This window comes from Luteipulveratus halotolerans (assembly GCF_001247745.1).
In the GTDB taxonomy this organism is placed as follows: Bacteria; Actinomycetota; Actinomycetes; order Actinomycetales; family Dermatophilaceae; genus Luteipulveratus; species Luteipulveratus halotolerans.
This window is the reverse complement of record NZ_LAIR01000002.1, coordinates 1,838,351-1,863,995: the sequence shown is the minus strand read 5'-3', so window position 1 is coordinate 1,863,995 and position 25,645 is coordinate 1,838,351. Positions and strand designations below refer to the sequence as shown.

Below are 25,645 nucleotides of genomic sequence, written 5' to 3'. Positions count from 1 at the left end.
GATCGCGGGCATGCTGCGTTGGTTGACCGCCGGAGAGTCCCATGGCCCCGCACTCGTGGCCACCCTCGAGGGGCTCCCGGCCGGCGTACACGTGACGACGTCCGATGTGCAGGCGGCGCTCGCCCGACGACGGCTCGGTTATGGTCGCGGCGCGCGCATGTCCTTCGAGAAGGACCAGGTCAGCTTCCTCGGCGGCGTGCGGCACGGCTCGACCCTGGGCGGCCCGGTCGCCGTGCACATCGCCAACACCGAGTGGCCCAAGTGGGAAGCCGTGATGGGTCCCGACCCGGTGCCGGAGAAGGACATCGCGGCCGCCGACGACATCGGGGCCGAGAAGGAGATCGCCCGTAACCGGCCGCTCACCCGGCCGCGACCGGGTCACGCCGACCTGGTCGGTATGCAGAAGTACGGCTTCGACGAGGCTCGCCCCATCCTGGAGCGGGCGTCGGCGCGCGAGACGGCGGCTCGGGTCGCGCTGGGCGAGGTCGCTGCGCGGTTCCTGGCGCAGGCGTACGGCATCCGCCTGGTCTCTCACACCATCGCCATCGGCGAGGCGGCCGTCGCGGACGACGCACCCCTGCCTGGTCCGGACGATGTCACCCAGCTCGACGCCGACCCGGTGCGCACGCTCGACGGCGAGGGCTCGGCCGCGATGGTTGCTGCGGTGGACGCTGCCAAGAAGGACGGCGACACGCTCGGCGGGGTCGTCGAGGTCCTCGCCTACGGCCTGCCGCCGGGTCTGGGTTCTCACGTGCACTGGGACCGCCGCCTGGACGCCAGGCTCGCCGGCGCGCTGATGAGCATTCAGGCGATCAAGGGTGTCGAGGTCGGCGACGGGTTCACGACGGCCGGTCGCCGTGGTTCGCAGGCCCACGACGAGATGGTGCGCGAGGACGGCGTGATCCGGCGCGAGTCCAACCGCGCAGGCGGCACCGAGGGCGGCATGTCCACCGGTGACGTGCTGCGGGTCCGCGCCGCCATGAAGCCGATCAGCACGGTGCCGCGTGCGCTGCAGACCGTCGACGTCGCCACCGGTGAGGCCGCGACCGCGATCCACCAGCGTTCCGATGTGTGCGCCGTGCCCGCCGCCGGTGTCGTCGCCGAGGCAATGGTCGCTCTCGTCGTCGCTCAGGCATGCCTGGAGAAGTTCGGTGGTGACTCCGTCGCCGAGACCCGCCGCAACCTGGAGTCCTACCTCGCCTCGGTCCCGGAGGTCATGCGCTCATGGTGACTCGTCCGCGCGTGGTGCTCATCGGACCGCCCGGCTCCGGCAAGACCACCGCCGGCGAAGCGCTGGCGGAGCGCCTGGGGATCGCGTTCCTCGACAGCGACCAGCTCGTGGAGCAGTCGGCCGGGCGCACCATTTCGGAGATCTTCGTCGAGGACGGCGAGCCCGTCTTCCGCAGGATGGAGGCCGACGCCGTACGCCGCGCCCTCGAGACACACGACGGTGTCCTCGCGCTCGGAGGCGGTGCTCCCATGCAGAAGCCCGTTGCCGAGGCGCTGCACGGCCACGTGGTGGTGTTCCTCGACGTCACCATCACCGATGCGGCTCGGCGCGTCGGCTTCGACGGCACCCGTCCGCTGCTCGCGGTCAACCCCCGCGCGACCTGGACCCGGCTGATGCAGGAGCGGCGCCCGACGTACGAGCGTCTCGCCACCCATCGCGTCGACACCGGCGGCCGCGACGTCAAGGTGGTCGTGGACGAGGTCGCGGCCCTGATCGAGAGTGAGTCCCGGTGAGCCGCAACGTGATTCGCGTCGGCGACGACTACGACGTCGTCATCGGCGACGACGCCTGGGACGACCTGCCCGGCCTGGTGGGTGAGCGTGCACAGCGGGTACTGGTGGTGCGCGCGCCGACCCTCCCTGGCCCGGCGGAGTCCGTTCGACGGGCGCTGGCCGGTGCCGGCCTCGAGGTCATCGACGCGGCCGTGCCCGACGCCGAGCAGGCCAAGACCGCTGAGGTCGCCGCCGGGCTCTGGTCACTGATGGGGCAGCACGGGTTCACCCGCACCGACGTGGTCGTCGGTCTCGGCGGAGGAGCGACGACCGACCTGGCCGGCTTCGTCGCGGCGACCTGGTTGCGTGGCGTGCCGGTGGTGCAGGTGCCGACGACCCTGCTCGCGATGGTCGACGCGGCCGTCGGGGGCAAGACGGGCATCAACACCGCCGAGGGCAAGAACCTCGTCGGCGCGTTCCACCCCCCGGTCGGCGTGCTCGCTGACCTCACCACGCTGCGGACGCTGCCGCGCGCGGACCTGGTCGCCGGGATGGCCGAGGTCGTCAAGTGCGGCGTCATCGTCGACACGACGATCCTCGAGCTGGTCGAGCGCGACCCGGCCGCGGCGCTCGACCTCGACGGGCCCGTCCTGCGTGAGCTGGTCGAGCGGGCCGTCCAGGTCAAGGCTGACGTCGTCGCCCAGGACCTGCGCGAGTCGTCGCTGCGCGAGATCCTCAACTACGGCCACACCTTCGGCCACGCGATCGAGCAGGTCGAGCACTACGCGTGGCGCCACGGCGAGGCCGTGGCCGTGGGCATGATCTACGTCGCCGAGCTCGCTCTGCGCGCGGGACTGCTCGGCCAGGCGGACGTCGACCGCCACCGGGCCGTGCTGACCTCACTCGGGCTGCCCACCACCTACGCCGACGGCCAGTGGGACGACCTGCTCACCGCTATGCGACGCGACAAGAAGACCCGCGGCTCGCTGCTGCGATTCGTCGCGCTCGACGCGATCGGCTCACCGACTCGTCTCGAGGGGCCCAGCGAGCAGCAGCTGCGCGCGGCGTACGACGCCGTGGCCGGCTGAGGCCTCAGCCCACTGCGCTCGGTGACGGCTGTGCCGCGCCCCCGACGGGCACGGTGCCCAGCATGATCCGGGTGATCTCGTCGGCGAGCGGAGCGCCCAGGGTGCCCCAGCCCGGCTCGTACCCGTAGACCTCGGCGAGCCCGACACCACGGCGCGTGCCGTCGAGCAGCTCGATGTCCTCGGTCGAGATGAGCCCGGGGTGGACGACGCCGACCGCCTCGGAGACCTTCAGCAGGTCGCGGCGCATCGTCGCGAGGTAGTTGGCCAGGCGGACCGACTTGGTGGCGGGGTCCAGCCCGCGCACCAGCCAGGGGTTCTGCGTCGCGACGCCGGTCGGGCACTTGTCGGTGTGACACTTCTGCGACTGGATGCAGCCGATCGACAGCATTGCCTCACGGGCGACGTTGACCATGTCGACCCCGAGGCCGAACCCGACGACCGCCGCCTTGGGGAGCCCGAGCTTGCCGGAGCCGATGAACGTCAACCGGTCGGTGAGCCCGGCGGCGGCGAACTCGGCGTAGACCCGGGTGAACCCGACCAGGAACGGCAGTGCGACCGCGTCGCTGAAGACCAGCGGCGCGGCCCCCGTCCCGCCCTCACCGCCGTCGACCGTGACGAAGTCGACCCCGCGATCACCGGGCGCCATCTGCTCGACCAGGTGCTGCCAGAAGGTCAGGTCGCCGACAGCCGACTTGACCCCGACCGGCAGGCCGGTGGCGTCGGCGATCCGCTCGACGAAGTCGAGCATCGAGTCGACGTCGGTGAACTCACCGTGCCGGGACGGGCTGATCACGTCGTGGCCCAGAGGGACGCCGCGGATCTGGGCGATCTCCTCGGTGAGCTTGGCTGCCGGGAGCACGCCCCCGAGGCCGGGCTTGGCGCCCTGGCTGAGCTTGATCTCGATCGCCTTCACCGGTGCGCTGGCGACGACGTCCTTGAGGCGTTCGAGGTCGAACCTGCCGTGCTCGTCGCGGCAGCCGAAGTAGCCGGTGCCGATCTGGAAGATCAGGTCGCCGCCCTGGCGGTGGTGGGGCGACAGAGCGCCCTCGCCGGTGTTGTGCATGGCCCCCGCGAGCCGTACGCCGGTGTTGATCGCCTCGATCGCCGGCCCGGACAGCGACCCGAAGCTCATGGCCGAGACGTTGATCAGCGACTGCGGACGGAACGCCAGCCGTCGACCACGCGGCCCACCGAGGACCTTGGCGCTGGGCAGGACGACCTCGTTGCCGCTGTGCGGGTCCGTCGGCGGGGGAGTGGGACTGAAGGTGCGGTGCTTGATGATCGGATAGCCGATCTGGTCCTCGACGTCGTCGTCGGTGCCGAAGCCGAAGTAGTTGTTCTCGCCCTTGGCCGAGGCGTAGATCCAGGAGCGCTGGTCGCGGCTGAACGGCCGCTCCTGGTCGTTGCTGGTGACGATGTACTGACGCAGCTCCGGGCCGATGGTCTCCAGCAGGTAGCGGCCGTGGCCGAGCACCGGGAAGTTGCGCAGCAGCGCGTGCTTCTTCTGGGTCATGTCCCAGGTGGCGAGCCCGGCCGTGGCGACCAGGGGGAGTGCGGACAGCGCGCGGGACCACTTCGTCATGGGTCGCAGTCTGGCCCGGATCACCGTGCGATGCCACGAGCGAGGCCGAGGCGTCACCGAATGCCCACCCCGGGTTCGCGATGCGTTCCGGGGACATCGCCTGAGCCGTTAGACTTCCGCAGAACCCCTTTGACCTGAACGGGTGCTGGCATGCCCGGGCGAGCTGCCCGGCCCACACCTTCCCGGCGTACGAAAGAGATGAACGCGTGGCAAGCACGAACGACCTGAAGAACGGCCTGGTGCTCAACCTGGAGGGCCAGCTGTGGTCCGTCGTCGAGTTCCAGCACGTCAAGCCCGGCAAGGGTCCGGCGTTCGTGCGCACCAAGCTCAAGAACGTCCTCTCGGGCAAGGTCGTCGACAAGACGTTCAACGCCGGCGTCAAGGTCGAGACGGCCAACGTCGACCGCTCCGACATGCAGTTCCTCTACAAGGACGGCACGGACTTCGTGTTCATGGACACCAAGACCTACGACCAGATCCACATCCCCGAGGCGACGGTCGGCGACGCTGCCAACTTCCTGCTCGAGAACCAGGAGGCCATCGTCGCGCAGCACGAGGGCACCGTCCTGTACGTCGAGCTCCCGGCCTCCGTGGTCCTGGAGATCGCCCACACCGAGCCGGGTCTGCAGGGCGACCGCTCCACGGGTGGCAGCAAGCCCGCCACGCTCGAGACCGGCGCCGAGATCCAGGTCCCGCTCTTCCTGGAGCAGGGCACCAAGGTCAAGGTCGACACCCGCGACGGCAGCTACCTCGGTCGGGTCAGCTGACGCATGGCATCCGCTCGGACCAAGGCCCGCAAGAAGGCCCTCGACCTGCTCTTCGAGGCCGAGCAGCGGGGCGTCAACGCCGTCACGCTGCTGGACGAGCGGGAGGCCGCCCCGGTGACGCCGGCGCCCCTGCCGGCGTACACCGGTGACCTCGTCCGCGGGGTCGTCGCCAAGTGGCCGACCATCAACGAAGCCCTGACGACGTACTCCCAGGGCTGGCCCCTGGACCGCATGCCCGCCGTCGACCGGGCGCTGCTGCGCGTCGCGACGTTCGAGCTGCTCTACCAGGACGACGTGCCTGACGCGGTCGTCATCTCCGAGGCCGTGGCGCTCGCGACCGAGCTGTCGACCGACGAGTCGCCGTCGTTCATCAACGGGCTCCTCGCCCGCCTCGCCGAGGTCAAGCCCACGCTCGTCTGAGCTCGTCGAGCCGGGGAGGGATCCGGATGCGCCGTGCAGGAGTCCTACCGAGGATGAGCCTCAGCACCCGCCCCGCGCCCCCCGCCGCCCGTACGACGCGCCTGGCCGCCCTCGACGTCCTGCGCGGTGTCGCGATCATCGCGGTGATTGCGTTCCACCTGACCTGGGACCTCGGCTCCCTGGACCTCATCGGCGTCGACATCGGCCGTACGACGTGGGGCCGGTGGATCGCCCACGGCATCGCCGGGACTTTCCTCCTGCTCGTCGGGGTCAGCCTGGTGCTCGCGCACCGCGAACGATTCAGGGCTCAGGCGTTCTGGCGCCGCGAGGTCGAGCTCGTCGGGTACGCCGCGCTGATCAGCGCGGTGACCTATGTCGCGTTGCCCACGGAGTTCGTGTCGTTCGGGATCCTGCACTCGATCGCGCTCACGTCGGTGATCGCCCTGCCGTTCGTGTGGGCCTCGCGGGCGACCGCACTCGGCGCTGCGGGGCTCGCGCTGGTGCTCCCGCAGCTGATCGTCATCGACGGCAGCTCACGGTGGTGGTCCTGGACGGGGCTCACCGAGAGTGTGAAGCCGACCATCGACTCCGCGCCGGTGCTGCCGATGCTGGCGGTCACTCTGCTCGGCATCCTGCTGATGCGCCGGCTGCAGGACAACCGGCTGGCCGACCGGCTCGCGCTCTGGCGGGCCGAGGACCGCCTGTCCACGGGGCTGCGGCACCTCGGGCGTCACACGCTCGTCATCTACCTCGTCCACCAGCCGCTGCTGCTGGGCGCGCTGCACGGGTTCGTCTGGCTCCGAGGCTGACTCCGCCCGCGGTGCTAGCATTGACAGCACGCTGAGGAGGTGATGTCGGTGGCCACGATTACCGTTCGCGACCTCGATGACGGTGTGCGCGACCGGCTCAAGGTGCGCGCGGCCGAGCACGGACGATCGATGGAGGCCGAAGTGCGCCAGATCCTCACCGACAAGTTCGCAGACGCCGCGCCCGGGCGCACCCTGGGTGCCATCTCGCGCGAGTTCCGGGCAGCCACGGGCGGTTTCGACCTGCGGTCGCGTCCTGAGGGCAGCTCGGTCAGGGGAGTGGCCGACTTCTCCGACGACGCGTGATCGTTCTGGACACCAACGTGGTGTCGGAGATGATGCGTGCGCGGCCTCATGCCCAGGTCGCGAGCTGGCTCGATGCGATCGATGCCGGCGACGTCGGCGTCTCAGGGATCGTCGCCGCCGAGCTGCGAGCCGGAGTCGCCGTACTGCCGCCCGGACAGCGGCGCGAACACCTCGGCCTGCGCCTGACCGACCTTCTCGGTGCTCTCGGTCGCGCCGTTCTGCCCTTCGACGCCAAGGCCGCGGGGCACTACGGCGAGGTGATGTCCGCCAGGCGTCGTCTGGGGCGACCTGTCGACCCCCTCGATGCACAGATCGCAGCGACGTGCCTCGCGCACGGTGCCACGCTCGCGACACGCAACGTCAAGGACTTCGAGGGCGTTGGCCTGACACTGGTCGACCCGTGGGACCACACTGGCTGAGCGACCGCTCAGGGGCGGGTCGCGGCAGTCACCAGCAGCGCGTCGTGGTCGGTGTAGGTCATCGGAATCACCTGCGACACGGCGCCTTTCAGCCGAGACTGCGTCCCGTAGACATGCTGGATGCCGACGGCCTGCGTCGCTGCGTCGTCGTCACGGTGCCAGTACCCGTCGGGTGCGCACGTCGTACGCCGGTTGACGTCTCCTGCGAACCACACCTCGCGTCCGCGACGGGCCTCGTGGCGCAGCTGCGCACCGAGCTCGTCGCACTGAGCCTGTCGCGTGGGGTCGAGCTCCGGACCGCTCGCGGTGAGATGCGATGTGCACGTGGTCGCGTCGTCGGTCGTGGTCGCGCACAGCCACCGCCGTTCCTCGACACCGTTCTGGGCGGCGTACGGCGCTTCCTCGGTCGTGCGGATCGGCGCCTTGGTCAGCACGGCGTTGCCGAAGACACCACGGCCGGTGGGCTTCACGCACGGCAGGGGAGCGCCGCGGTAGATCACGGTGGTGAAGGCGACGTGATAGCCCGTGCGCTCCGCGAGCGTCGCGGCGTCGCCGCTGCAGCCCTCGTTGACGGTCACCGCGTCGGGGCTGTTCCGCTCGATCACGGCCGCGGCCTCGTCGAGCACGGTCGGGTACGCCGTGCGCGGGTAGCACCCGGCCAGTCCGGACAGGCACAGGTTGAGCTGCAGAAGGCTGTGCGTGCGAGGTTCGGGCCGCTCGGCAGCGGACGCGGCCGGAGCTGTGAGGGCCCCCGTTGCGACGACGGTGAGGGCAGCGGCGAGTGCTGATGTGGGGAAGGCCATGTCCAGGGAGCGTGCATCGGTACGGTGAACGGCCGGCGACCGGGTAGCATCCTGGACGACAGACATCCTTTAACGATCCGTCCCGTGAGGCGGCGAAGGAGGTCCTGACGCCATGTCGCGTCCTGACTCAGCCCTACCCTCGGCGACGTCGCAGCCCGCAGCGGCTCCGTCGCCGGGTCGCGTCGTCCTCAGCACGAGCGACATCTCCCGTGCTCTGCGCCGCATGGCCCACGAGGTCCTCGAGCACAACAAGGGCGCCTCCGACCTGGTCGTCCTCGGCATCCCGACGCGTGGTGTCGAGCTGGCCGACAGGCTGGTACGAGCGATCAGCCAGGTCGAGGGTGTCGATGTCCCCGTAGGTGCGCTCGACGTGACGATGTACCGCGACGACCTGCGCAGCCAGCCGGTCCGTGCCGCTCACAGCACGTCGATCCCCGACGCCGGGATCGACGACAAGGTCGTCGTCCTGGTCGACGACGTCCTCTACTCCGGTCGCACGGTGCGCGCTGCGCTCGACGCGCTGGGCGATCTCGGCCGACCACGGGCGGTGCGACTGGCTGTGCTCATCGATCGCGGGCACCGCGAGCTGCCGATCCGCGCCGACCACGTCGGCAAGAACCTCCCGACCGCCAAGAGCGAGAAGGTCCGGGTGCGGCTGCAGGAGCACGACGGCGTCGACGAGGTCCGCATCGTCGAGCCCGCCACGGAGGAGACCCGATGAAGCACCTGCTGTCCGCCGCCGACCTCAGCCGGGACGACGCGCTGCAGATCCTCGACACCGCGACGCAGATGCACGAGGTGCAGCACCGCGAGGTCAAGAAGCTCCCGGCGCTGCGCGGCCGCACGGTCGTCAACCTGTTCTTCGAGGACTCCACCCGCACGCGCAGCTCGTTCGAGATCGCCGGGAAGTGGCTGTCCGCCGACGTCATCAACGTGTCGGCCAAGGGGTCGTCCGTCAGCAAGGGCGAGTCGCTGCGCGACACCGTCATGACGGTCGCGGCGATGGGTGTCGACGGCCTGGTCATCCGCCACCACGCGAGCGGTGCGCCGCAGCAGGTCGCGCAGTGGGTCGACGCAATGGTCGTCAACGCCGGCGACGGCATGCACGAGCACCCGACGCAAGCGCTGCTGGACGCCTACACGATGCAGCAGCGGTTGGGTGACCTCGACGGCAAGCACGTCGCGATCGTCGGCGACCTCACCCACTCGCGCGTCGTGCGCAGCAACCTGATCCTGCTCAAGACCCTCCGCGCCCACGTCACTCTGGTGGCTCCGCCGACGCTGATGCCGAGCGGCATCGCCGACTGGGCCAAGGCCGAGGGCTTCGACACCTCCTACGACCTCGACGGCGTACTGCCGCACGTCGACGCCGCGATGATGCTGCGTGTCCAGAAGGAGCGGATGAGCGGCGGGTACTTCCCGACGCCGCGCGAGTACACCGTGGGCTACGGGCTCACCCGCCAGCGGCTGAAGGTGCTGCCCGAGCACGCGGTCATCTGCCATCCCGGCCCGATGAACCGAGGCCTCGAGATCACCGCCGACGCCGCGGACGAGGCCCGATCGCTGATCCTTGACCAGGTCTCTGCCGGTGTCGCAGTCCGGATGAGCGTCCTCTACCACCTGCTCGCATCGAGTTCCGAGGGAGTCCAGAAGTAATGGGAGAGAAGGACATTCGGGCGGGGCAGACCTCGTACGTCATCCGTGGTGCCGATCTTCAGGGCGCGGGTCGTGCTGACCTGCTGGTCCGTGACGGCGTGATCGCCGAGACGGGCACGGTCAAGGCACCCCGTGGCGCCACGGAGGTCGACGCCGACGGGCTGATCGCGCTCCCAGGTCTGGTCGACCTGCACACGCACCTGCGCGAGCCGGGCCGCGAGGACGCCGAGACGATCGAGACCGGCTCGGCCGCTGCCGCCGCTGGTGGTTTCACGGCCGTGCTCGCGATGGCCAACACCAACCCGGTCACCGACACCGCCGAGGCCGCCGAGCGCGTGCGTGACCTCGGTGAGAAGGTCGGTCTGGTCGATGTGCAGCCGGTCGGTGCAGTCACCAAGGGGCTGGCGGGCGAGGAGCTCGCTGAGCTCGGTCTGATGGCCCGGTCGCGCGCTGCGGTCCGGGTGTTCTCCGACGACGGCAAGTGCGTCCACGACGCACGCCTGATGCGCCGGGCGCTGGAATATGTCAAGGCGTTCGGCGGTGTGGTCTCGCAGCACGCCCAGGAGCCGCGCCTGGCCGACGGTCAGGCCTGCTGCCACGAGGGTGAGCTGTCGGGCCGGCTGGGCCTGCCGGGCTGGCCGGGTGTGGCCGAGGAGGTCGTCGTCGCCCGCGACGTCATGCTCGCGCGCCACACCGGTTCACGGGTCCACATCGCCCACGTGTCGACCGCGGGCTCGGTCGAGGTGGTCCGCTGGGCCAAGTCCCAGGACATCGCGGTCACCGCCGAGGTGACGCCGCACCACCTGCTCCTCACCACTGACCTGCTGAGCGGCTATGACCCGGTGTTCAAGGTCAACCCGCCGCTGCGTCTGCAGGAGGACGTCGAGGCGCTGCGCGCGGCCCTCGCGGACGGCACGATCGACGCGGTCGCCACCGACCACGCGCCCCACGCACGGCACGACAAGGAGCACGCGTTCGCCGAGGCGGCGTTCGGGATGCTCGGCCTGGAGCAGGCGCTGTCCGTCGTCACGACCGTGATGGTCGAAGGCGGCCTCATGGACTGGTCCGCCGTCGCGGCGGCGATGTCGTCACGGCCGGCCGCCATAGCCGGTCTCCGAGAGCAGGGGAGGCCGCTCGCGGTGGGAGAGCCGGCCAACCTTGTACTGCTCGACCCGGCGGCGGAGGTCACCGTGGATCGTGAGCGTTCGCAGTCCCTTTCGCGCAACAACCCCTGGCACGGCCGCGCCCTCAAGGGTCGCGTCCACTCGACCTTCCTGCGAGGCCGAGCCACCTACTTCGACGGAGAGGTCACCACTCGATGACGACCCAGCAGCGCGAGCCGGCAGTGCTCGTCCTCGAGGACGGCCGTACGTTCTCGGGCCTCGCCTACGGCGCGGTCGGCACCACCGTGGGGGAGGGCGTCTTCTCCACCGGCATGACCGGCTATCAGGAGACGATCACCGACCCGAGCTATCACCGTCAGGTCGTGGTCATGACGGCCCCGCACGTCGGCAACACCGGCGTCAACGACGAGGACGGTGAGTCCAGCCGCATCTGGGTGGCGGGCTACGTCGTGCGCGACCCCGCCATCCGACCCTCGAGCTGGCGCTCGGTCCGTACGCTCGAGGACGACCTGCGCGACCAGGGCGTCGTCGGCATCTGCGACATCGACACCCGCGCGCTCACCCGCCACCTGCGCGAGCGCGGTGCGATGCGCGTCGGCATCTTCAGCGGTGACCACCTCGAGGGCCGTACGGACGACCTCGTGTCACGGGTCCAGGACGCTCCCGAGATGGCCGGCTCCGAGCTGGCGTCCGAGGTCTCGACCGATGAGACCTATGTCGTGCCCGCCCAGGGTGACAAGCGTTTCACCGTCGCCGCGCTCGACCTCGGCATCAAGGCGATGACGCCGCAGCGGATGGCCGAGCGGGGCATCGAGGTGCACGTCCTGCCCGCCGACGCGACCTTCGAGCAGATCCAGGCGGTCGAGCCCGATGGGGTGTTCTTCTCCAACGGGCCCGGTGACCCCTCGACCGCGCCGCAGGTCGACGTCCTGCGGCAGGTGCTCGACGCACGGCTGCCGTTCTTCGGCATCTGCTTCGGCAACCAGATCCTCGGCCGCGCGCTCGGCTTCGGCACGTTCAAGCTCAAGTACGGCCACCGCGGCATCAACCAACCGGTCATGGACCGGACCACCGGCAAGGTCGAGGTCACCGCGCACAACCACGGGTTCGCGGTCGACGCGCCTCTCGACGGTGAGACCGTCGCGCCGTCCGACGCGGCCCACGGCACGTCGTACGGTCGCGTGCGGGTCTCGCACGTCTGCCTCAACGACGACGTGGTCGAGGGGCTGGAATGCCTTGACATCCCTGCGTACTCGGTCCAGTACCACCCGGAGGCGGCCGCCGGTCCGCACGACGCGGCCTACCTGTTCGACCGGTTCATCGACCTCATGGGAAAGAAGGGTCAGGCCTGATGCCGAAGCGTGACGACATCAAGAGCGTGCTCGTGATCGGGTCCGGCCCGATCGTCATCGGGCAGGCGTGCGAGTTCGACTACTCGGGCACCCAGGCCTGCCGCGTGCTGCGCGACGAGGGCCTGCGCGTCATCCTGGTCAACTCCAACCCGGCCACGATCATGACCGACCCCGAGTTCGCCGACGCGACCTACGTCGAGCCGATCACTCCCGAGGTGGTCGAGTCGATCATCGCCAAGGAACGCCCGGACGCCGTCCTTGCGACCCTCGGTGGTCAGACCGCCCTCAACACCGCGATCGCCCTGCACGAGGCGGGTGTGCTCGAGAAGTACGGCTGTCCGTTGATCGGCGCCAACGTCGAGGCCATCGAGCTCGGCGAGGACCGCGAGCGGTTCAAGGGAGTGGTCGAGCGCTGCGGTGCCGAGTCCGCCAGGTCGATCATCTGCAACGCCGACGAGGCGCCCGAGGGCGCCAGCGACCGTGAGCAGGTCGCGTTCGCGCTCGAGCGCACCCTCGCCGCTGCGGACGAGCTCGGCTACCCGGTCGTCGTCCGCCCGTCGTTCACGATGGGCGGGCTCGGCTCCGGGTTCGCCTACGACGCCGACGACCTGCGCCGTATGGCCGGTGCCGGCCTGCAGGCCAGCCCGACCACCGAGGTGCTCCTCGAGGAGTCGATCATGGGCTGGAAGGAGTACGAGCTGGAGGTCATGCGCGACAACGCCGACAACGTCGTCGTGGTCTGCTCGATCGAGAACTTCGACCCGATGGGCGTGCACACCGGTGACTCGATCACGGTCGCGCCCGCGCTGACCCTGACCGACCGCGAGTACCAGCGGATGCGTGACGTCGGCATCGCCGTGATCCGTGAGGTCGGCGTCGACACCGGTGGCTGCAACATCCAGTTCGCGATCAACCCCGAGGACGGTCGCATGATCGTCATCGAGATGAACCCGCGCGTCTCGCGGTCCTCGGCTCTGGCGTCGAAGGCCACCGGATTCCCGATCGCCAAGATCGCCGCCAAGATGGCCATCGGCTACACCCTCGACGAGGTCCCCAACGACATCACGAAGGAGACCCCGGCGAGCTTCGAGCCGTCGCTGGACTACATCGTGGTCAAGGTCCCGCGGTTCGCGTTCGAGAAGTTCCCGGCGGCGGACACCACGCTCACCACCACGATGAAGTCGGTCGGCGAGGCGATGTCGATCGGCCGCAGCTTCACCGAGGCGCTGCAGAAGGCCCTGCGGTCGATGGAGCGCAAGGGCTCCACGTTCCACTGGTCGCGCGACACCGACCCCTCGCGCGAGATGGCCCGGGCTCTGCTGGAGGAGGCCAAGCGCCCCACGGACGGCCGCATCGTGCTCGTGCAGCAGGCGCTGCGCGGCGGGTTGTCGGTCGAAGAGGTCCACGAGGCGACCAAGATCGACCCGTGGTTCCTGGACCAGATCCAGCTGATCAACCAGGTCGCCGAGCAGCTCGCCGATGCTGCGCAGCTCACGCCCCGACTGCTGCGCCTGGCCAAGCGTCACGGGTTCAGCGACGCCCAGATCGCCGAGCTGCGGGCCATGCCCGAGGCGGTCGTCCGCGGTGTCCGGCACGCGCTCGGCGTACGACCGGTCTACAAGACCGTCGACACCTGCGCCGCCGAGTTCGCCGCCGAGACGCCGTACTACTACAGCTCCTACGACGAGGAGACCGAGGTGCTGCCGCGTGAGCGGCCCGCCGTGATCATCCTCGGCTCCGGCCCCAACCGCATCGGCCAGGGTGTCGAGTTCGACTACTCCTGCGTGCACGCGAGCTTTGCGTTGCGCGACAAGGGTTTTGACACCGTCATGGTCAACTGCAACCCCGAGACGGTGTCGACCGACTACGACACCTCCAGCCGTCTCTACTTCGAGCCGCTGACGCTCGAGGACGTGCTCGAGGTCGTGCACGCCGAGATGCAGGCGGGCCCGCTCGCCGGCGTCATCGTCCAGCTGGGCGGCCAGACGCCGCTCGGCCTGGCCAAGGCGCTCAAGGCCGAAGGCGTGCCGGTGGTCGGGACCTCGCCCGAGGCGATCGACCTTGCCGAGGACCGCGGTGCGTTCGGACGCGTCCTCACCGAGGCCGGCCTTCCTGCTCCGCGCTACGGCATGGCGTACTCCAGCGAGGAGGCCGTGGCCGTCGCTCAGGAGATCGGCTACCCGGTGCTGGTGCGGCCGTCGTACGTCCTCGGCGGGCGGGGTATGGAGATCGTCTACGACGACGAGACGCTCGTGCAGTACGTCAACCGTGCGACGCACGCGTCGCCGGAGCACCCGGTGCTGGTCGACCGGTTCCTCGACGAGGCCATCGAGATCGACGTCGACGCGTTGTACGACGGTCACGACATGTACCTCGGCGGAATCATGGAGCACATCGAGGAGGCCGGCATCCACTCCGGTGACTCGGCGTGCGTCCTGCCGCCGGTGACCCTGGGTGCCGAGGAGATCGAACGGGTTCGGGCCTCGACGCTCAAGCTCGCCGAGGGCATCGGTGTCCGGGGCCTCATGAACGTCCAGTTCGCGCTGGCCCAGGACGTGCTCTACGTCCTGGAGGCCAACCCGCGGGCGAGCCGCACGGTGCCGTTCGTCGCCAAGTCGACCGGCGTACCCCTGGCGAAGGCGGCGGCGCGGGTCATGCTCGGCGCGAGCATCGCCGACCTGCGCGAGGAGGGCATGCTGCCCCAGCACGGCGACGGGGGAGCGATGCCCGTCGACGCTCCGGTGTGTGTCAAAGAGGCCGTGCTGCCGTTCAAGCGGTTCCGTACGAGCGAGGGCCAGGTCGTCGACAGCCTGCTCGGTCCTGAGATGCGCAGCACCGGTGAGGTCATGGGCGTCGACAGCGACTTCGGGTCGGCGTTCGCCAAGAGCCAGCTCGGGTCGGTGACCGGGCTGCCCGTCGACGGCACGATCTTCGTGTCGGTCGCCAACCGTGACAAGCGCGCGATGATCTTCCCGGTCAAGCGCCTCGCCGACCTCGGGTTCCGTCTGCTCGCGACGGCCGGCACCGCAGATGTGCTGCGCCGCAACGGAATTCACGCCGAGGTCGTCCACAAGCACCACGACGGCAAGCGCGTCGACGGCGAGCCGACGATCGTCGACCACATCCTGTCGGGCGAGGTCGCGATGGTGGTCAACACGCCTTCGGGGCGCGATGCGCGCGCCGACGGCTACGCGATCCGGGCGGCCACGACGAGCATGGACAAGCCGATCATCACGACGGTGCAGCAGCTGTCGGCGGCTGTGCAGGGCATCGAGGCACAGATGGCCGGGCCGATGTCGGTCAAGCCGCTGCAGGAGCACGCTGCCGATCTCGACCTGTTCGGTCGCGACGCCGACGGAAAGAAGTCCGCATGAGCGAGTCCGGTTCTGCTGCAACGACATTCGGTGACCGACTGAGTGCAGCGGTCGCTGCGCACGGTCCGTTGTGCGCGGGCATCGACCCGCACGCGGCGCTCCTGGAGGCCTGGGGTCTGAGCGACGACGCCGACGGTCTGCGAGCGTTCGCGCAGACGTGCGTCGAGGCGTACGCCGGCCGGGTGGCGATCGTCAAGCCGCAGTCGGCGTTCTTCGAGCGGCACGGCTCCCGTGGAGTCGCCGTGCTGGAGGACACGCTCGCCGCTCTGCGTGAGGCCGGAACGCTCAGCCTGCTCGACATCAAGCGAGGCGACATCGGATCGACGATGGCGGCGTACGCGGACGCCTACCTGCGCGACGACTCGTCGCTGCGGGCGGACGCGATCACCGTCAGCCCGTACCTCGGGTTCGGCTCGCTCGACCCGGCGATCGAGCTGGCACAGCAGACGGGGCGTGGTCTGTTCGTGCTCGCCATGACCTCCAATCCTGAGGGCGCGTCCGTGCAGCATGCGGTTGCCGACGGGCGCACGGTGGCGGCCTCGATGATCGAGGGGGTGTCCCGTCTCAACGCGGCTGAGGACGCAGCCCTCGGCAGCTTCGGTCTGGTCACCGGCGCGACGGTCGGCAAGGACCTCGCCGAGCTCGGGCTCACCGACGCGCTGGTCACCAGCCGGGCTCCGCTGCTCGCCCCGGGTCTCGGCGCCCAGGGCGCGACGATCGACGACGTGCGCCGTGGCTTCGGCGCGGCGGAGGGCCAGGTGCTGCCGGCGGCCTCGCGCAGCCTGCTCGGTCACGGCCCGGACGTCGCGGCCCTGCGGGCGGCGACCGACGCAGCCGTCGAGGAGGCTGCGTCGATCGGGCGCTGAGCCCGAGCCCGCAGCGTCAGCCGCGGGCGGCGGACGCCCGCACCCCACCGAGCTTGTGCGGGTTGCGGACGAGGTGGAGCGCCGTGATGCCGGTCTCCTCGACCGTGAGGAAGCACACCGAGTCCAGGTCGTCGCCCTGGGTGACGACGATGGCCGACTCGCCGTTGACACGCAGCACGTCGATGGCGAGGTCTGCACCACCACCGCCCTTGCGTACCGTGCCGGCGATGAAGCGCGACACCTTGTCCGCGCCCTCGACAGGACGCAGGGCTGCCTGTCGGAAGCCTCCGCCGTCGGACACCAGGACGACCTCGGGTGCGAGCAGCTCCAGCAGTCCGGCGATGTCGCCGGTCGACGCCGCCTGCACGAACCGGTCGGTGACCTCACGGTGCCGCACGCGGTCGACGACCTGGCGCGGACGCCTCGCCTCGACGTGCGACCGAGCCCGGTGGCCGAGCTGACGGGCAGCGGCGTCAGAGCGATCGATCGCCCGTGCCACCTCGGAGTACGTCAGCCCGAAGACGTCGTGCAGCACGAACGTCGCCCGCTCCAGCGGCGTCAGTGTCTCGAGCACGACCATCATGGCCATCGACACCGACTCCGACATCTCGACCGAGGCCTCGACGTCCATCTCGTCGCTCGGCTCGGGCAACCAGGGGCCGACGTAGTCCTCGCGGCGACTGCGTTGCTGTCGAAGGCGGTTCAGCGCCAGGCGGGTGGTCACGGTGAGGAGGTACGCCGTCGCGTCACGCGCCTGCGACCGGTCGACGCCCGACCAGCGCAGCCAGGCCTCCTGCACCACGTCCTCGGCGTCGGCGATGCCGCCGACGATGCGGTACGCCGCGCCGACCAGCCGGGGTCGTACCTGCATGAACTCCTCGGCCAGGGCGGTGTGGTCGTCCTCGAGGTGGGTCATCGTCTCTCCCTGTGGTCGCCATGATCGTGTCATGGGAGGTGACACGCACCTCAGCGCGAGGTGTGACATGCACCCGGTGCAGGGTGTCGGAGCGGACGCCGCGTTGCCTGGCCGGATGCTGACTCGCTAGGTTCCGGTAGAGCCCGAAGATGTCCTGCCGGGCGTCGCCGTCGTCCGTCTGACCCTAGGAGTCCGCCCGTGGCCCTTCCGCCCTTGACACCCGAGCAGCGTGCGGAGGCGTTGGAGAAGGCGGCGCGGGCTCGTCGCGAGCGCGCTGCGGTCAAGAACCGGCTGAAGTACGCCCAGGGCTCGTTGCGCGAGGTGATCGAGGCCGGCCGCGACAACGAGGTCATCGGCAAGATGAAGGTCTCCGCACTGCTGGAGTCGATGCCCGGTGTCGGGCGGGTGCGCGCTCGCCAGATCATGGAGGAGATCGGCATCTCCGAGAGCCGCCGTGTCCGCGGCCTGGGCGCCAACCAGATCTCGGCCCTGCTCGGTCGTTTCGAGCAGGCCTGAGCACGTAGTGGTACCAACGCATTCCGGGCGTCTCGTCGTTCTCGCTGGGCCTACTGCCGTCGGCAAGGGCACCGTCGCCGCGTACGTCCGCGAGAACTTCCCCGAGGTCTGGCTGTCGGTCTCGGCGACCACGCGCAGCCCGCGTCCGGGTGAGGTCGACGGTGTCCACTACCACTTCGTCTCCGACGCCGAGTTCGCACGCATGGCGAGCGAGGGTGAGCTGCTCGAGTACGCCGTGGTCCACGGCCGCGCCAGCTACGGCACTCCGCGGCAGCCGGTGCTGGACGCGATCGCAGCGGGTCGGCTGCCGCTGCTCGAGATCGACCTGCAGGGCGCCCGCCAGGTCAAGGAGCGCATGCCCGAGGCATACCTCGTCTTCCTGGAGCCCCCGTCGTGGGACGAGCTGGTTCGTCGACTGGTCGGTCGTGGCACCGAGACAGCCGACGAGCAGGACGTCCGGCTGCAGACCGCACGGACCGAGCTCGCGGCCGTCAGCGAGTTCGACACCACGATCGTCAACGACGACGTTCGGCGTGCGGCCGAGGAACTCGTATCATTGATGCGCAACCCCACCCACTGAAAGCGAGACTCGCTCGTGTCTGGCACGAAGGCTGCCCCCGAGGGCATCACCAACCCGCCGATCGACGACCTGCTGGAGGTCGCCGACTCCAAGTACGCCCTGGTCATCTACTCGGCCAAGCGCGCGCGGCAGATCAACGCGTACTACTCCCAGCTGTCCGAGGGCCTGCTCGAGTACGTCGGCCCGCTCGTCGACAGCCAGGTCAACGACAAGCCGCTGTCGGTGTCTCTGCGTGAGATCAACGAGCGCCTGCTGACGATGGAGAAGCAGGAGGCCTGAGGCCTCGCGGCCTCGGTCCGACCCGCTTCGTGCAGATGAAGATCGTCCTCGGCGTCAGCGGCGGCATCGCCGCCTACAAGGCGGCATCGCTGCTGCGCCGGTTCACCGAGTCCGGCTACGACGTGACCGTCGTGCCGACGGCCGCCGCCCTGGAGTTCGTCGGCGCCCCGACCTGGGCCGCGCTGTCGGGCAAGGCGGTGGCGACCGACGTGTGGACCGACGTCCACCAGGTGCCGCACGTGCGGATCGGCCAGGAGGCCGACCTGGTCGTCGTCGCGCCCGCGACCGCTGACCTGATCGCCAAGGCCGCGCACGGCCTGGCCGACGACCTGCTCAGCACCACGCTGCTCACGGCCCGCTGTCCCGTGGTGATCGCCCCGGCGATGCACACCGAGATGTGGCAGCACCCCGCCACCGAGGCCAACGTCGAGACGTTGCGCTCCCGTGGTGTCCACGTGATGGACCCGGCGTCGGGTCGTCTGACCGGCGCCGACAGCGGCCCCGGACGTCTGCCCGAGCCGGAGGACATCGCGACGTTCTGCGAGCAGGTTCTCGGCGGCCCGCAGGACGACGACCTCACCGGCGTCCACGTCGTCGTCACGGCTGGTGGCACGCGTGAGCCCCTCGACCCGGTCCGCTACCTCGGCAACCGTTCGAGCGGCAAGCAGGGCTACGCCCTCGCTGAGGTCGCAGCCCGTCGCGGCGCCAAGGTCACACTGATCTCCAGCTCGTCGCTCCCGACTCCGGCCGGGGTCGACCTCGTGCAGGTCGAGACCGCGCTGCAGCTGCGTGAGCAGGTGCTCGCGACCCGGGCCGACGTGGTCGTCATGGCCGCTGCCGTCGCGGACTTCCGGCCCGCGCACGTGTCCGGCACCAAGATCAAGAAGACCCACGACGCAGCTGATCCTGACGCTGCGCCGACCGTCGAGCTGGTCCGCAACCCTGACATCCTGGTCGACCTGGTCCAGCGTCGCGCCGACGCATCGCGTCCGGTCATCGTGGGTTTCGCCGCAGAGACCGGCGACCAGAACGGCGACGTCATCACCCACGCGCGCGCCAAGCTCGAGCGCAAGGGCTGTGACCTGCTCGTCGCCAACGAGGTCGGCGACGGGGTGACGTTCGGACAGGACGACACGACGGTCCATCTGCTGCGTCGTGACACCCCTGACGTCACCACGATCGGGCCCGCTTCCAAGTCCGCGGTCGCAACTGCGGTCTGGGATGCGGTCCTCCCGCTGGTCCGGACGTCCTAGACTCGCCGCGACGTGGTCAGGGGCCGCGTCGTCAGCAGCCGCTGCAACCGAGTAGGAGAATTCGTGGCACGCCTCTTCACGTCCGAGTCCGTCACCGAGGGTCACCCGGACAAGATCTGTGACCAGATCAGTGACTCGATCCTCGATGCGATGCTCGCCCAGGACCCTGCTGCTCGCGTTGCGGTCGAGACCATGGTCACCACCGGCCTGGTCCACGTCGCCGGTGAGGTGAGCACCTCCGGCTACGTCGACATCGCCAAGATCGTGCGCGACACCATCGTCGGGATCGGCTACGACTCCTCGGCCAAGGGCTTCGACGGCCAGTCCTGTGGTGTGTCGATCTCCATCGGTCAGCAGTCGCCCGACATCGCCCAGGGCGTCGACACGGCCCACGAGCGTCGTACGGATGGGGCCGAGCACGCGTACGACCAGCAGGGCGCGGGCGACCAGGGCCTCATGTTCGGCTACGCCTGCGACGACACCGCCGAGCTGATGCCGCTGCCGATCTACCTGGCGCACCGGCTCTCGGAGCGGCTGACCCAGGTCCGCAAGGAGGGCCAGCTCGCCTACCTGCGGCCCGACGGCAAGACCCAGGTGACGATCGGCTACGAGGGCGACAAGGCCGTCTCGCTCGACACCGTGGTGCTCTCGACCCAGCACGCTGAGGACATCTCCCTCGACACGCTGCTCGAGCCCGACATCAAGAAGTTCGTCATCGACCCGGTGCTGGAGGACCTCGCCGCCGAGGGCAGCACCCTGGACACCGCGGGCTACAAGAGCTACATCAACCCGACGGGCAAGTTCGTCATCGGCGGCCCGATGGGTGACGCGGGCCTGACCGGCCGCAAGATCATCGTCGACACCTACGGCGGCATGGCCCGCCACGGTGGTGGCGCCTTCTCCGGCAAGGACCCCTCGAAGGTCGACCGCTCGGCTGCCTACACGATGCGATGGGTCGCCAAGAACGTCGTGGCCGCCGGGCTGGCCAAGCGCTGCGAGGTGCAGGTGGCCTACGCCATCGGCAAGGCGCAGCCCGTCGGCCTGTACATCGAGACGTTCGGCACCGAGACCGCGCCCCTGGACAAGATCCAGGCCGCGATCACGTCGGTGTTCGACCTGCGCCCGGCCGCGCTCATCCACGAGCTCGACCTGCTGCGCCCGATCTACAAGCCCACGGCTGCCTACGGTCACTTCGGCCGCACCGCTGTCGAGGGCATCGAGCGCCCGTTCACCTGGGAGCAGACCGACAAGGTCGAGGCCCTGCAGAAGGCCGTCCGCGGCTGACCACTCGCGCACCGACGACGCCGCACCGCCCTCGAGGTGGTGCGGCGTCGTCGTACCCGCACCCGGAGCGCCGGATGTCCGGCGTCCGCGATAGAACTGCGCTCATGGGCGAGCAGGCTGACGGCAGCGCGAGCTCCGAGCAGCTCGCGCTGCTCGGAGCGGCTCCTGCACCCGTGCGGCCTCCGGACGGGGTCGACGTCGCCGAGACCCGGCCGGTCGCGCTGGTGCAGGTCGACACGGGCCTGCCCCACCTGGATCGCCCGTTCGAGTACCTCGTGCCCCGTGACCTCGACGACGCAGCCCTGCCGGGGTGCCGCCTGAAGGTCCGCTTCGCCGGCAAGGACGTCGACGGTCTGCTGCTCGAACGTCGCGAACAGGCGGAGCACACCGGACGCCTGACGCCGCTGCGCAAGGTCGTCAGCCCCGAGAGCGTGGCCACGCCACCGCTGCTCGCGCTGTGCCGAAGCGTCGCCGACCACTACGCCGGCACCCTCGGTGACGTACTGCGGCTGGCGATCCCACCTCGGCACGCTCGCGCCGAGAAGGCCCTGCCCGTCGAGGCGCCCGAGGCCGAACCCCTTCCAGCGGTGGTCGCCGACGCCTGGAGGGCCTACCCCGCGGGCCCGGCACTGCTGGCACGGGTCTCGGCCGGCGAGGCGCCCACGGCGTCCTGGCTCGCGCGCCCCACGGTCGACCCGGGTGAGGACTGGCCGGTCGCGCTGGCACAGCTCGCACTCACGGCTCTCGCCGCCGGCCGCGGTGTCGTGCTGGTCGCCCCTGACGGCCGCGACGTCGACCGGCTCGACGCAGCACTGCGTGAGGTGCTCGGGCCGGGGCAGCACGTCCGGCTGAGCGCCGAGCAGGGCCCCCAGGCGCGTTACACCGCGTGGTTGAAGGTGCTGCGCGGCCACGTGCGGTGCGTCGTCGGCACCCGAGCAGCGGCGTACGCGCCCGTGCAGGACGTCGGGCTCCTGGTGTGCTGGGACGACGGTGACGACGCGCTGAGTGAGCCACGGGCGCCCTACGCCGGCACCCGCGGCGTCCTGGCGTTGCGTGCCGAGCTGGAGCACACCGCTCTCGTGATCGGTGGCCACACGCGCACGGCTGAGGTGCAGTCGTGGCTCGCCTCGGGCCGGGCCCGCCCGGTCGAGGTGCCGCGTGACCGCAGTGCGCAGCCCAGGGTCGAGGTCGCCGGAGACGAGCGCGATGTCGAGCGCGACGGTCCTGCTGCGCGTGCGCACCTGCCGACGCGGGCCTGGCAGGCCGCCAAGCGGGCGTTGCAGACCGGACCGGTGCTCGTGCAGGTGCCGCGCCGGGGCTACCTGCCCGCGCTCTCGTGCCAGCAGTGCCGCACTCCGGCGCGGTGCGCGACGTGTCACGGTCCACTGGGGCTGGCGGCCGCGGGTGACCGACCGGCGTGCCGGTGGTGCGGTCGCACCGTCGTGGACTTCCGCTGTGCCGAGTGCGACGGCACCCGGCTGCGGTCGACCGTGGTGGGAGCGCGGCGTACGGCCGAGGAGCTCGGACGCGCGTTTCCCGGGGTCGCCGTCCACCGTTCCGCGGCCGGCGAGATGCTGCGCGAGGTGGGGTCCGGGCCGTCGCTGGTCATCGCGACTCCTGGCGCGGAGCCGATCGCCGAGGGCGGCTACGCCGCGACGCTGCTCCTGGACGCGTGGGCACTGCTCGAACGCCCGGTGCTCGACGCGCAGGCTGAGGCCCTACGACGGTGGGCCGCCGCAGCGGCGCTCACCCGACCGTCGCGCTCCGGCGGCCTGGTGGTCCTGTGCGGTGCCCCGTCACACACGACGCTGCCCGCGGTGGAAGCACTGGTCCGATGGGCGCCCGGCTGGTTCGCGGAGCGTGAGTTCACCGAACGCGCCGAGCTGCAGCTGCCGCCCGCGCGCTGGGTCGCCGAGCTCACCGGGCCCCGCGTCCCGCTGGCCGCCGCGCTCGAGTCGTTGCACCTGCCAGACGGTGTCGAGCTGCTCGGACCGTTGCCGGTCGGTCGCCCGGGCGCTGAGGACGCCGAGCGAGCCCTGCTGCGATGTGCGGATGCCGCGGTCCCGGACGTCCTGGCGCGTCTCACAGCGATGCGTGCCGCCCGAAGTGCCCGCAAGGACCTCGTGAGCATCGGCGTGCGGGTGGACCCCGAGCCCGGCCTGCTCTGACTCGGCGACGACCCCCGCGTCGGGGTGTCCGCGGCGGCTGGTTGGCTGGGTCGGTATGAGCCACCCTCAGCAGGGGCCGGTGGATGCCCCGTTCACGCTCGACCTCGACGACGACCTCGCACCCAACCCGGTCGACGCCGTGGTGTTCGACCTCGGCAACGTGCTCATCCGCTGGGACCCGGTGCCTGCGGTCGCCGCAGCCGTCGGCGACGAGCGCGCTGCCGCGTTCATCGCCGACCCGGCGTTCGACTTCGCCTCCTGGAACTACGCCCAGGACGCCGGGCGCACGTGGGACGAGGCCGAGCAGATCGCGATCACCCGGCACCCGCACCTGGAGGAGGAGATCCGCGCCTACCGCGCCAACTTCGGCGAGGCGCTGCGAGGTGAGGTCGAGGACACGGTCGCGATCCTGCGCGAGCTGCACCAGGCCGAGGTGCCCCTGATCGCCCTGACCAACTGGTCCGCCGAGCTGTTCCCTCAGGCCCTGGAGAGGTTCGACTTCCTCGACCTGTTCGAGGACATCATCGTCTCGGGCGAAGAAGGCGTCGCCAAGCCCGACCCCGAGATCTTCGAGGTGCTCGCCGACCGCGTGCGCCACCTGGGCGGTCTCGACGACTGCGTCTTCATCGACGACAGCGAGGCCAACGTGCAGGGTGCGACCGGGGCCGGGCTCGACGCCATCCTGTTCACCGACACCGGCCACCTGCGCGAAGACCTGATCGTGCGCGGCCTCCCGCTGAAGCCGGAGCGCTGAGCCTCAGCGTCGGACGGCCGAGCCGTTGCGCTGCCACCACCGGCATCGTTCGCGGACCTCCATCGGCACGGTGCTCGACTGCGCCCATGAGCCGAGGTCGGGGTGCGCGGCCATGCCGGCGGCGTAGCGCACCGTCGCGTCCGGAAACTCAGTACGGGACGAGAGCGCGAGCAGGTCGAGGTCCGGGCTCACACCCTGCGCATGGGTGAGCGCGGTCAACGCGGCCATCCGGACCTCCGGCCGGCTGTGCGGCAGCAGAGCCGTCAGCCGCTCGGCGTGGTCCTCGGTCGCCAGGTAGGACAGCATGATTCCTGCGCTCACCGAGCTCGCGCTGCCCGGCTGCTCGGTCAGGACGTCGAGGGCCACGTCGGCGAGGCTGACGCGGTAGGGGCTGGCCATCAGCAGCAGGCACGCGTGATGACGCAGGTCGACGCGGTCGTGGACGTGCACCTCCTGCAGCAGCCGTCGGAGCACGGGGTCGCGTGGCAGCCCGGTCGCCTCCTGAGCGGCGTGCTCGAACCGTGCCAGGTCGACCGGGGCATGCGGAGGCGGCAGCGGGCGTACGCCGGTCGCAGGCGCCGGTGCGGCTCGGCGACGCAGCAGCTCCATGCCCGCGGCCTGGTCCTCCGGTCCCATGCGCACGATGAGCTGCCGGGCCAGGCGGGCGTCGTCGAGCGACCCGGCGCACAGCGCGCCGACCAGCTGGCGCAGCCGTGGGCGCAGCTCGTCGGGGAACGCACCCATCCGGATCTGGTTGCTGAGCGCCGACACCGCGCCCGTACGAGTACGGCCGGCCGGGTCGGCGCCGAGGTCGAGCAGCACGGGCGCAGTCTGCTCGGGAAGTCCCTCACCGAGGAGGCTGATGGCGTCGATCACCGGCTCCACTCCAGGGACCGCGATGAAGTCGAGCACAGCCTCCACCAGGACCTGGGCGTAGATCGGGTGATCGGCCAGGTGGCACAGGGCCTGGTAGCGCGTGACATACGCCGCGCCGCACGACCGCACCATCTCGGCCAGCAGGGTCGCCGTCAGCTGCCGGACGATGGCGAGCGGGATCATCGTGCTGTGCATGTGGTCCCAGTAGGACGTGAGCGCGAACCAGTCACCGCCGGTCGTGGAGTGTCGGCTCGCGCCGTCGTAGACCGTGTCGAGGAGCTCCTGGCCGCCCCCGAGGGCGCGCGCCCGTTGCAGCGCGGGGCGTCCGGAGGCGAAGATCGACCGGCCGAGTCCCTCGCAGGTGGCCTGCATCGCGCCGGACGGCATGCCCAGCACCTGCTCGTACCCCGCGAGCACCGCGAGGGTCCAACGGCTGGTGGGCGTTCTCCCACAGCGACACCTTGGTGCTGCTGGCGTTGACGCCGACCTCACGCAGGCGCTCGGCGAAGGCCACCTGCTTGGCCGCCTCCGGGTCGGGGGAGGCACAGCGAGACACGCGGGCCAGCCAGGCGACACGGGCGCGCAGGTCGACTGCGGGGCCGTCCAGGTCGGACATGTCGCCCAGGATCTGGGTCGGTCGTCCAGGTCCGCGCGTCATTGATCCACCTCCCCACCAGCGGCACATCGTCGACAGCCCGAACACTACGCGGTGTGCGCGGTCCTGCCGGGCGGAT

At 70.5% G+C, this 25,645-nt stretch carries 25 protein-coding genes; 21 read left to right on the top strand and 4 right to left on the bottom strand.

Annotated elements, in window-relative coordinates; all coding sequences use genetic code 11:
- The first annotated feature begins 10 nt into the window (after positions 1-10).
- Genes aroC through aroB form a run of 3 tightly spaced genes read left to right on the top strand, consistent with a single transcriptional unit; the run spans position 11 to position 2,810 of the window.
- Positions 11-1,231, top strand: coding sequence for a chorismate synthase (gene aroC, locus VV01_RS09450; RefSeq protein WP_050669667.1), 1,221 nt, complete (start codon positions 11-13; stop codon positions 1,229-1,231).
- Complete coding sequence (locus VV01_RS09445; protein ID WP_050669666.1) at positions 1,225-1,743, top strand: shikimate kinase; 519 nt, start codon at positions 1,225-1,227, stop codon at positions 1,741-1,743. The genes aroC and VV01_RS09445 overlap by 7 nt, the downstream gene beginning before the upstream one ends.
- Entirely contained in the window at positions 1,740-2,810 is a 1,071-nt protein-coding gene (gene aroB / locus VV01_RS09440; RefSeq protein ID WP_050669665.1) for a 3-dehydroquinate synthase, read from the top strand. The genes VV01_RS09445 and aroB overlap by 4 nt, the downstream gene beginning before the upstream one ends.
- Positions 2,811-2,814: 4 nt before the next feature.
- Here the strand turns inward: aroB and VV01_RS09435 are convergent, their stop codons facing one another.
- Positions 2,815-4,392, bottom strand: coding sequence for an FMN-binding glutamate synthase family protein (locus tag VV01_RS09435; RefSeq protein ID WP_050669664.1), 1,578 nt, complete (start codon positions 4,390-4,392; stop codon positions 2,815-2,817).
- Positions 4,393-4,598: 206 nt separating this feature from the next.
- On the opposite strand from VV01_RS09435, the gene efp reads away from it, so the two are divergent.
- The 5 genes from efp to VV01_RS09410 are packed head-to-tail and all read left to right on the top strand — an operon-like array spanning position 4,599 to position 7,110.
- Complete coding sequence (efp, locus tag VV01_RS09430) at positions 4,599-5,159, top strand: elongation factor P (RefSeq protein WP_050669663.1); 561 nt, start codon at positions 4,599-4,601, stop codon at positions 5,157-5,159.
- 3 nt (positions 5,160-5,162) lie between these two features.
- Positions 5,163-5,579 (top strand): transcription antitermination factor NusB, encoded by a 417-nt coding sequence (gene nusB / locus VV01_RS09425; RefSeq protein ID WP_050669662.1) that lies wholly within the window; start codon positions 5,163-5,165, stop codon positions 5,577-5,579.
- Positions 5,580-5,632: 53 nt separating this feature from the next.
- Positions 5,633-6,388, top strand: coding sequence for a DUF1624 domain-containing protein (locus VV01_RS09420; protein ID WP_050669661.1), 756 nt, complete (start codon positions 5,633-5,635; stop codon positions 6,386-6,388).
- A gap of 48 nt (positions 6,389-6,436) precedes the next feature.
- Positions 6,437-6,691, top strand: a complete 255-nt coding sequence (locus tag VV01_RS22290; RefSeq protein ID WP_071606541.1) for a FitA-like ribbon-helix-helix domain-containing protein — start codon at positions 6,437-6,439, stop codon at positions 6,689-6,691.
- Positions 6,688-7,110, top strand: a complete 423-nt coding sequence (locus tag VV01_RS09410; protein ID WP_050669660.1) for a type II toxin-antitoxin system VapC family toxin — start codon at positions 6,688-6,690, stop codon at positions 7,108-7,110. Before VV01_RS22290 ends, VV01_RS09410 begins: the two co-directional genes overlap by 4 nt.
- An 8-nt stretch (positions 7,111-7,118) precedes the next feature.
- On the opposite strand, the gene VV01_RS09405 is transcribed toward VV01_RS09410, so the two are convergent.
- Complete coding sequence (locus VV01_RS09405) at positions 7,119-7,913, bottom strand: endonuclease/exonuclease/phosphatase family protein (RefSeq protein ID WP_050669659.1); 795 nt, start codon at positions 7,911-7,913, stop codon at positions 7,119-7,121.
- Positions 7,914-8,025: 112 nt separating this feature from the next.
- Here VV01_RS09405 and pyrR point away from each other — a divergent pair, with 112 nt between their 5' ends.
- The 6 genes from pyrR to pyrF are packed head-to-tail and all read left to right on the top strand — an operon-like array spanning position 8,026 to position 16,285.
- Positions 8,026-8,634, top strand: a complete 609-nt coding sequence (gene pyrR, locus VV01_RS09400) for a bifunctional pyr operon transcriptional regulator/uracil phosphoribosyltransferase PyrR (protein ID WP_050669658.1) — start codon at positions 8,026-8,028, stop codon at positions 8,632-8,634.
- Positions 8,631-9,569: an aspartate carbamoyltransferase catalytic subunit gene (locus VV01_RS09395; protein ID WP_050669657.1), complete on the top strand. Its 939-nt coding sequence runs from the start codon at positions 8,631-8,633 to the stop codon at positions 9,567-9,569. The genes pyrR and VV01_RS09395 overlap by 4 nt, the downstream gene beginning before the upstream one ends.
- Positions 9,569-10,891, top strand: a complete 1,323-nt coding sequence (locus tag VV01_RS09390) for a dihydroorotase (RefSeq protein WP_050669656.1) — start codon at positions 9,569-9,571, stop codon at positions 10,889-10,891. Before VV01_RS09395 ends, VV01_RS09390 begins: the two co-directional genes overlap by 1 nt.
- Positions 10,888-12,045, top strand: a complete 1,158-nt coding sequence (gene carA / locus VV01_RS09385) for a glutamine-hydrolyzing carbamoyl-phosphate synthase small subunit (RefSeq protein WP_050669655.1) — start codon at positions 10,888-10,890, stop codon at positions 12,043-12,045. Before VV01_RS09390 ends, carA begins: the two co-directional genes overlap by 4 nt.
- Entirely contained in the window at positions 12,045-15,419 is a 3,375-nt protein-coding gene (gene carB / locus VV01_RS09380) for a carbamoyl-phosphate synthase large subunit (RefSeq protein ID WP_050669654.1), read from the top strand. The genes carA and carB overlap by 1 nt, the downstream gene beginning before the upstream one ends.
- Positions 15,416-16,285: an orotidine-5'-phosphate decarboxylase gene (gene pyrF, locus VV01_RS09375; RefSeq protein ID WP_050669653.1), complete on the top strand. Its 870-nt coding sequence runs from the start codon at positions 15,416-15,418 to the stop codon at positions 16,283-16,285. Before carB ends, pyrF begins: the two co-directional genes overlap by 4 nt.
- Before the next feature lie 16 nt (positions 16,286-16,301).
- On the opposite strand, the gene VV01_RS09370 is transcribed toward pyrF, so the two are convergent.
- Complete coding sequence (locus VV01_RS09370) at positions 16,302-17,201, bottom strand: RNA polymerase sigma-70 factor (protein WP_050669652.1); 900 nt, start codon at positions 17,199-17,201, stop codon at positions 16,302-16,304.
- 198 nt (positions 17,202-17,399) lie between these two features.
- Between VV01_RS09370 and mihF the strand changes: the two genes are divergently transcribed.
- The 7 genes from mihF (at position 17,400) to VV01_RS09335 (ending at position 24,035) form a co-directional block, all read left to right on the top strand.
- The gene (mihF, locus tag VV01_RS09365) at positions 17,400-17,717 is read left to right on the top strand and encodes an integration host factor, actinobacterial type (RefSeq protein WP_050669651.1); all 318 of its coding nucleotides are present in this window, start codon (positions 17,400-17,402) and stop codon (positions 17,715-17,717) included.
- Between the two features lie 7 nt (positions 17,718-17,724).
- Positions 17,725-18,297: a guanylate kinase gene (gmk, locus tag VV01_RS09360; RefSeq protein ID WP_050669650.1), complete on the top strand. Its 573-nt coding sequence runs from the start codon at positions 17,725-17,727 to the stop codon at positions 18,295-18,297.
- Between the two features lie 15 nt (positions 18,298-18,312).
- On the top strand, positions 18,313-18,576 hold the full coding sequence (rpoZ, locus tag VV01_RS09355; protein WP_050669649.1) for a DNA-directed RNA polymerase subunit omega: 264 nt from the start codon (positions 18,313-18,315) through the stop codon (positions 18,574-18,576).
- A 35-nt stretch (positions 18,577-18,611) separates the two neighbouring features.
- On the top strand, positions 18,612-19,829 hold the full coding sequence (gene coaBC / locus VV01_RS09350) for a bifunctional phosphopantothenoylcysteine decarboxylase/phosphopantothenate--cysteine ligase CoaBC (protein ID WP_050669648.1): 1,218 nt from the start codon (positions 18,612-18,614) through the stop codon (positions 19,827-19,829).
- A 63-nt stretch (positions 19,830-19,892) separates the two neighbouring features.
- The gene (gene metK / locus VV01_RS09345; RefSeq protein ID WP_050669647.1) at positions 19,893-21,113 is read left to right on the top strand and encodes a methionine adenosyltransferase; all 1,221 of its coding nucleotides are present in this window, start codon (positions 19,893-19,895) and stop codon (positions 21,111-21,113) included.
- Between the two features lie 104 nt (positions 21,114-21,217).
- Positions 21,218-23,281 (top strand): primosomal protein N', encoded by a 2,064-nt coding sequence (locus VV01_RS09340; RefSeq protein WP_050669646.1) that lies wholly within the window; start codon positions 21,218-21,220, stop codon positions 23,279-23,281.
- A gap of 55 nt (positions 23,282-23,336) precedes the next feature.
- The gene (locus tag VV01_RS09335) at positions 23,337-24,035 is read left to right on the top strand and encodes an HAD family hydrolase (protein ID WP_071606334.1); all 699 of its coding nucleotides are present in this window, start codon (positions 23,337-23,339) and stop codon (positions 24,033-24,035) included.
- 3 nt (positions 24,036-24,038) lie between these two features.
- Here the strand turns inward: VV01_RS09335 and VV01_RS09330 are convergent, their stop codons facing one another.
- Positions 24,039-25,328: a hypothetical protein gene (locus VV01_RS09330; RefSeq protein ID WP_050669644.1), complete on the bottom strand. Its 1,290-nt coding sequence runs from the start codon at positions 25,326-25,328 to the stop codon at positions 24,039-24,041.
- Positions 25,329-25,645: the final 317 nt, after the last annotated feature.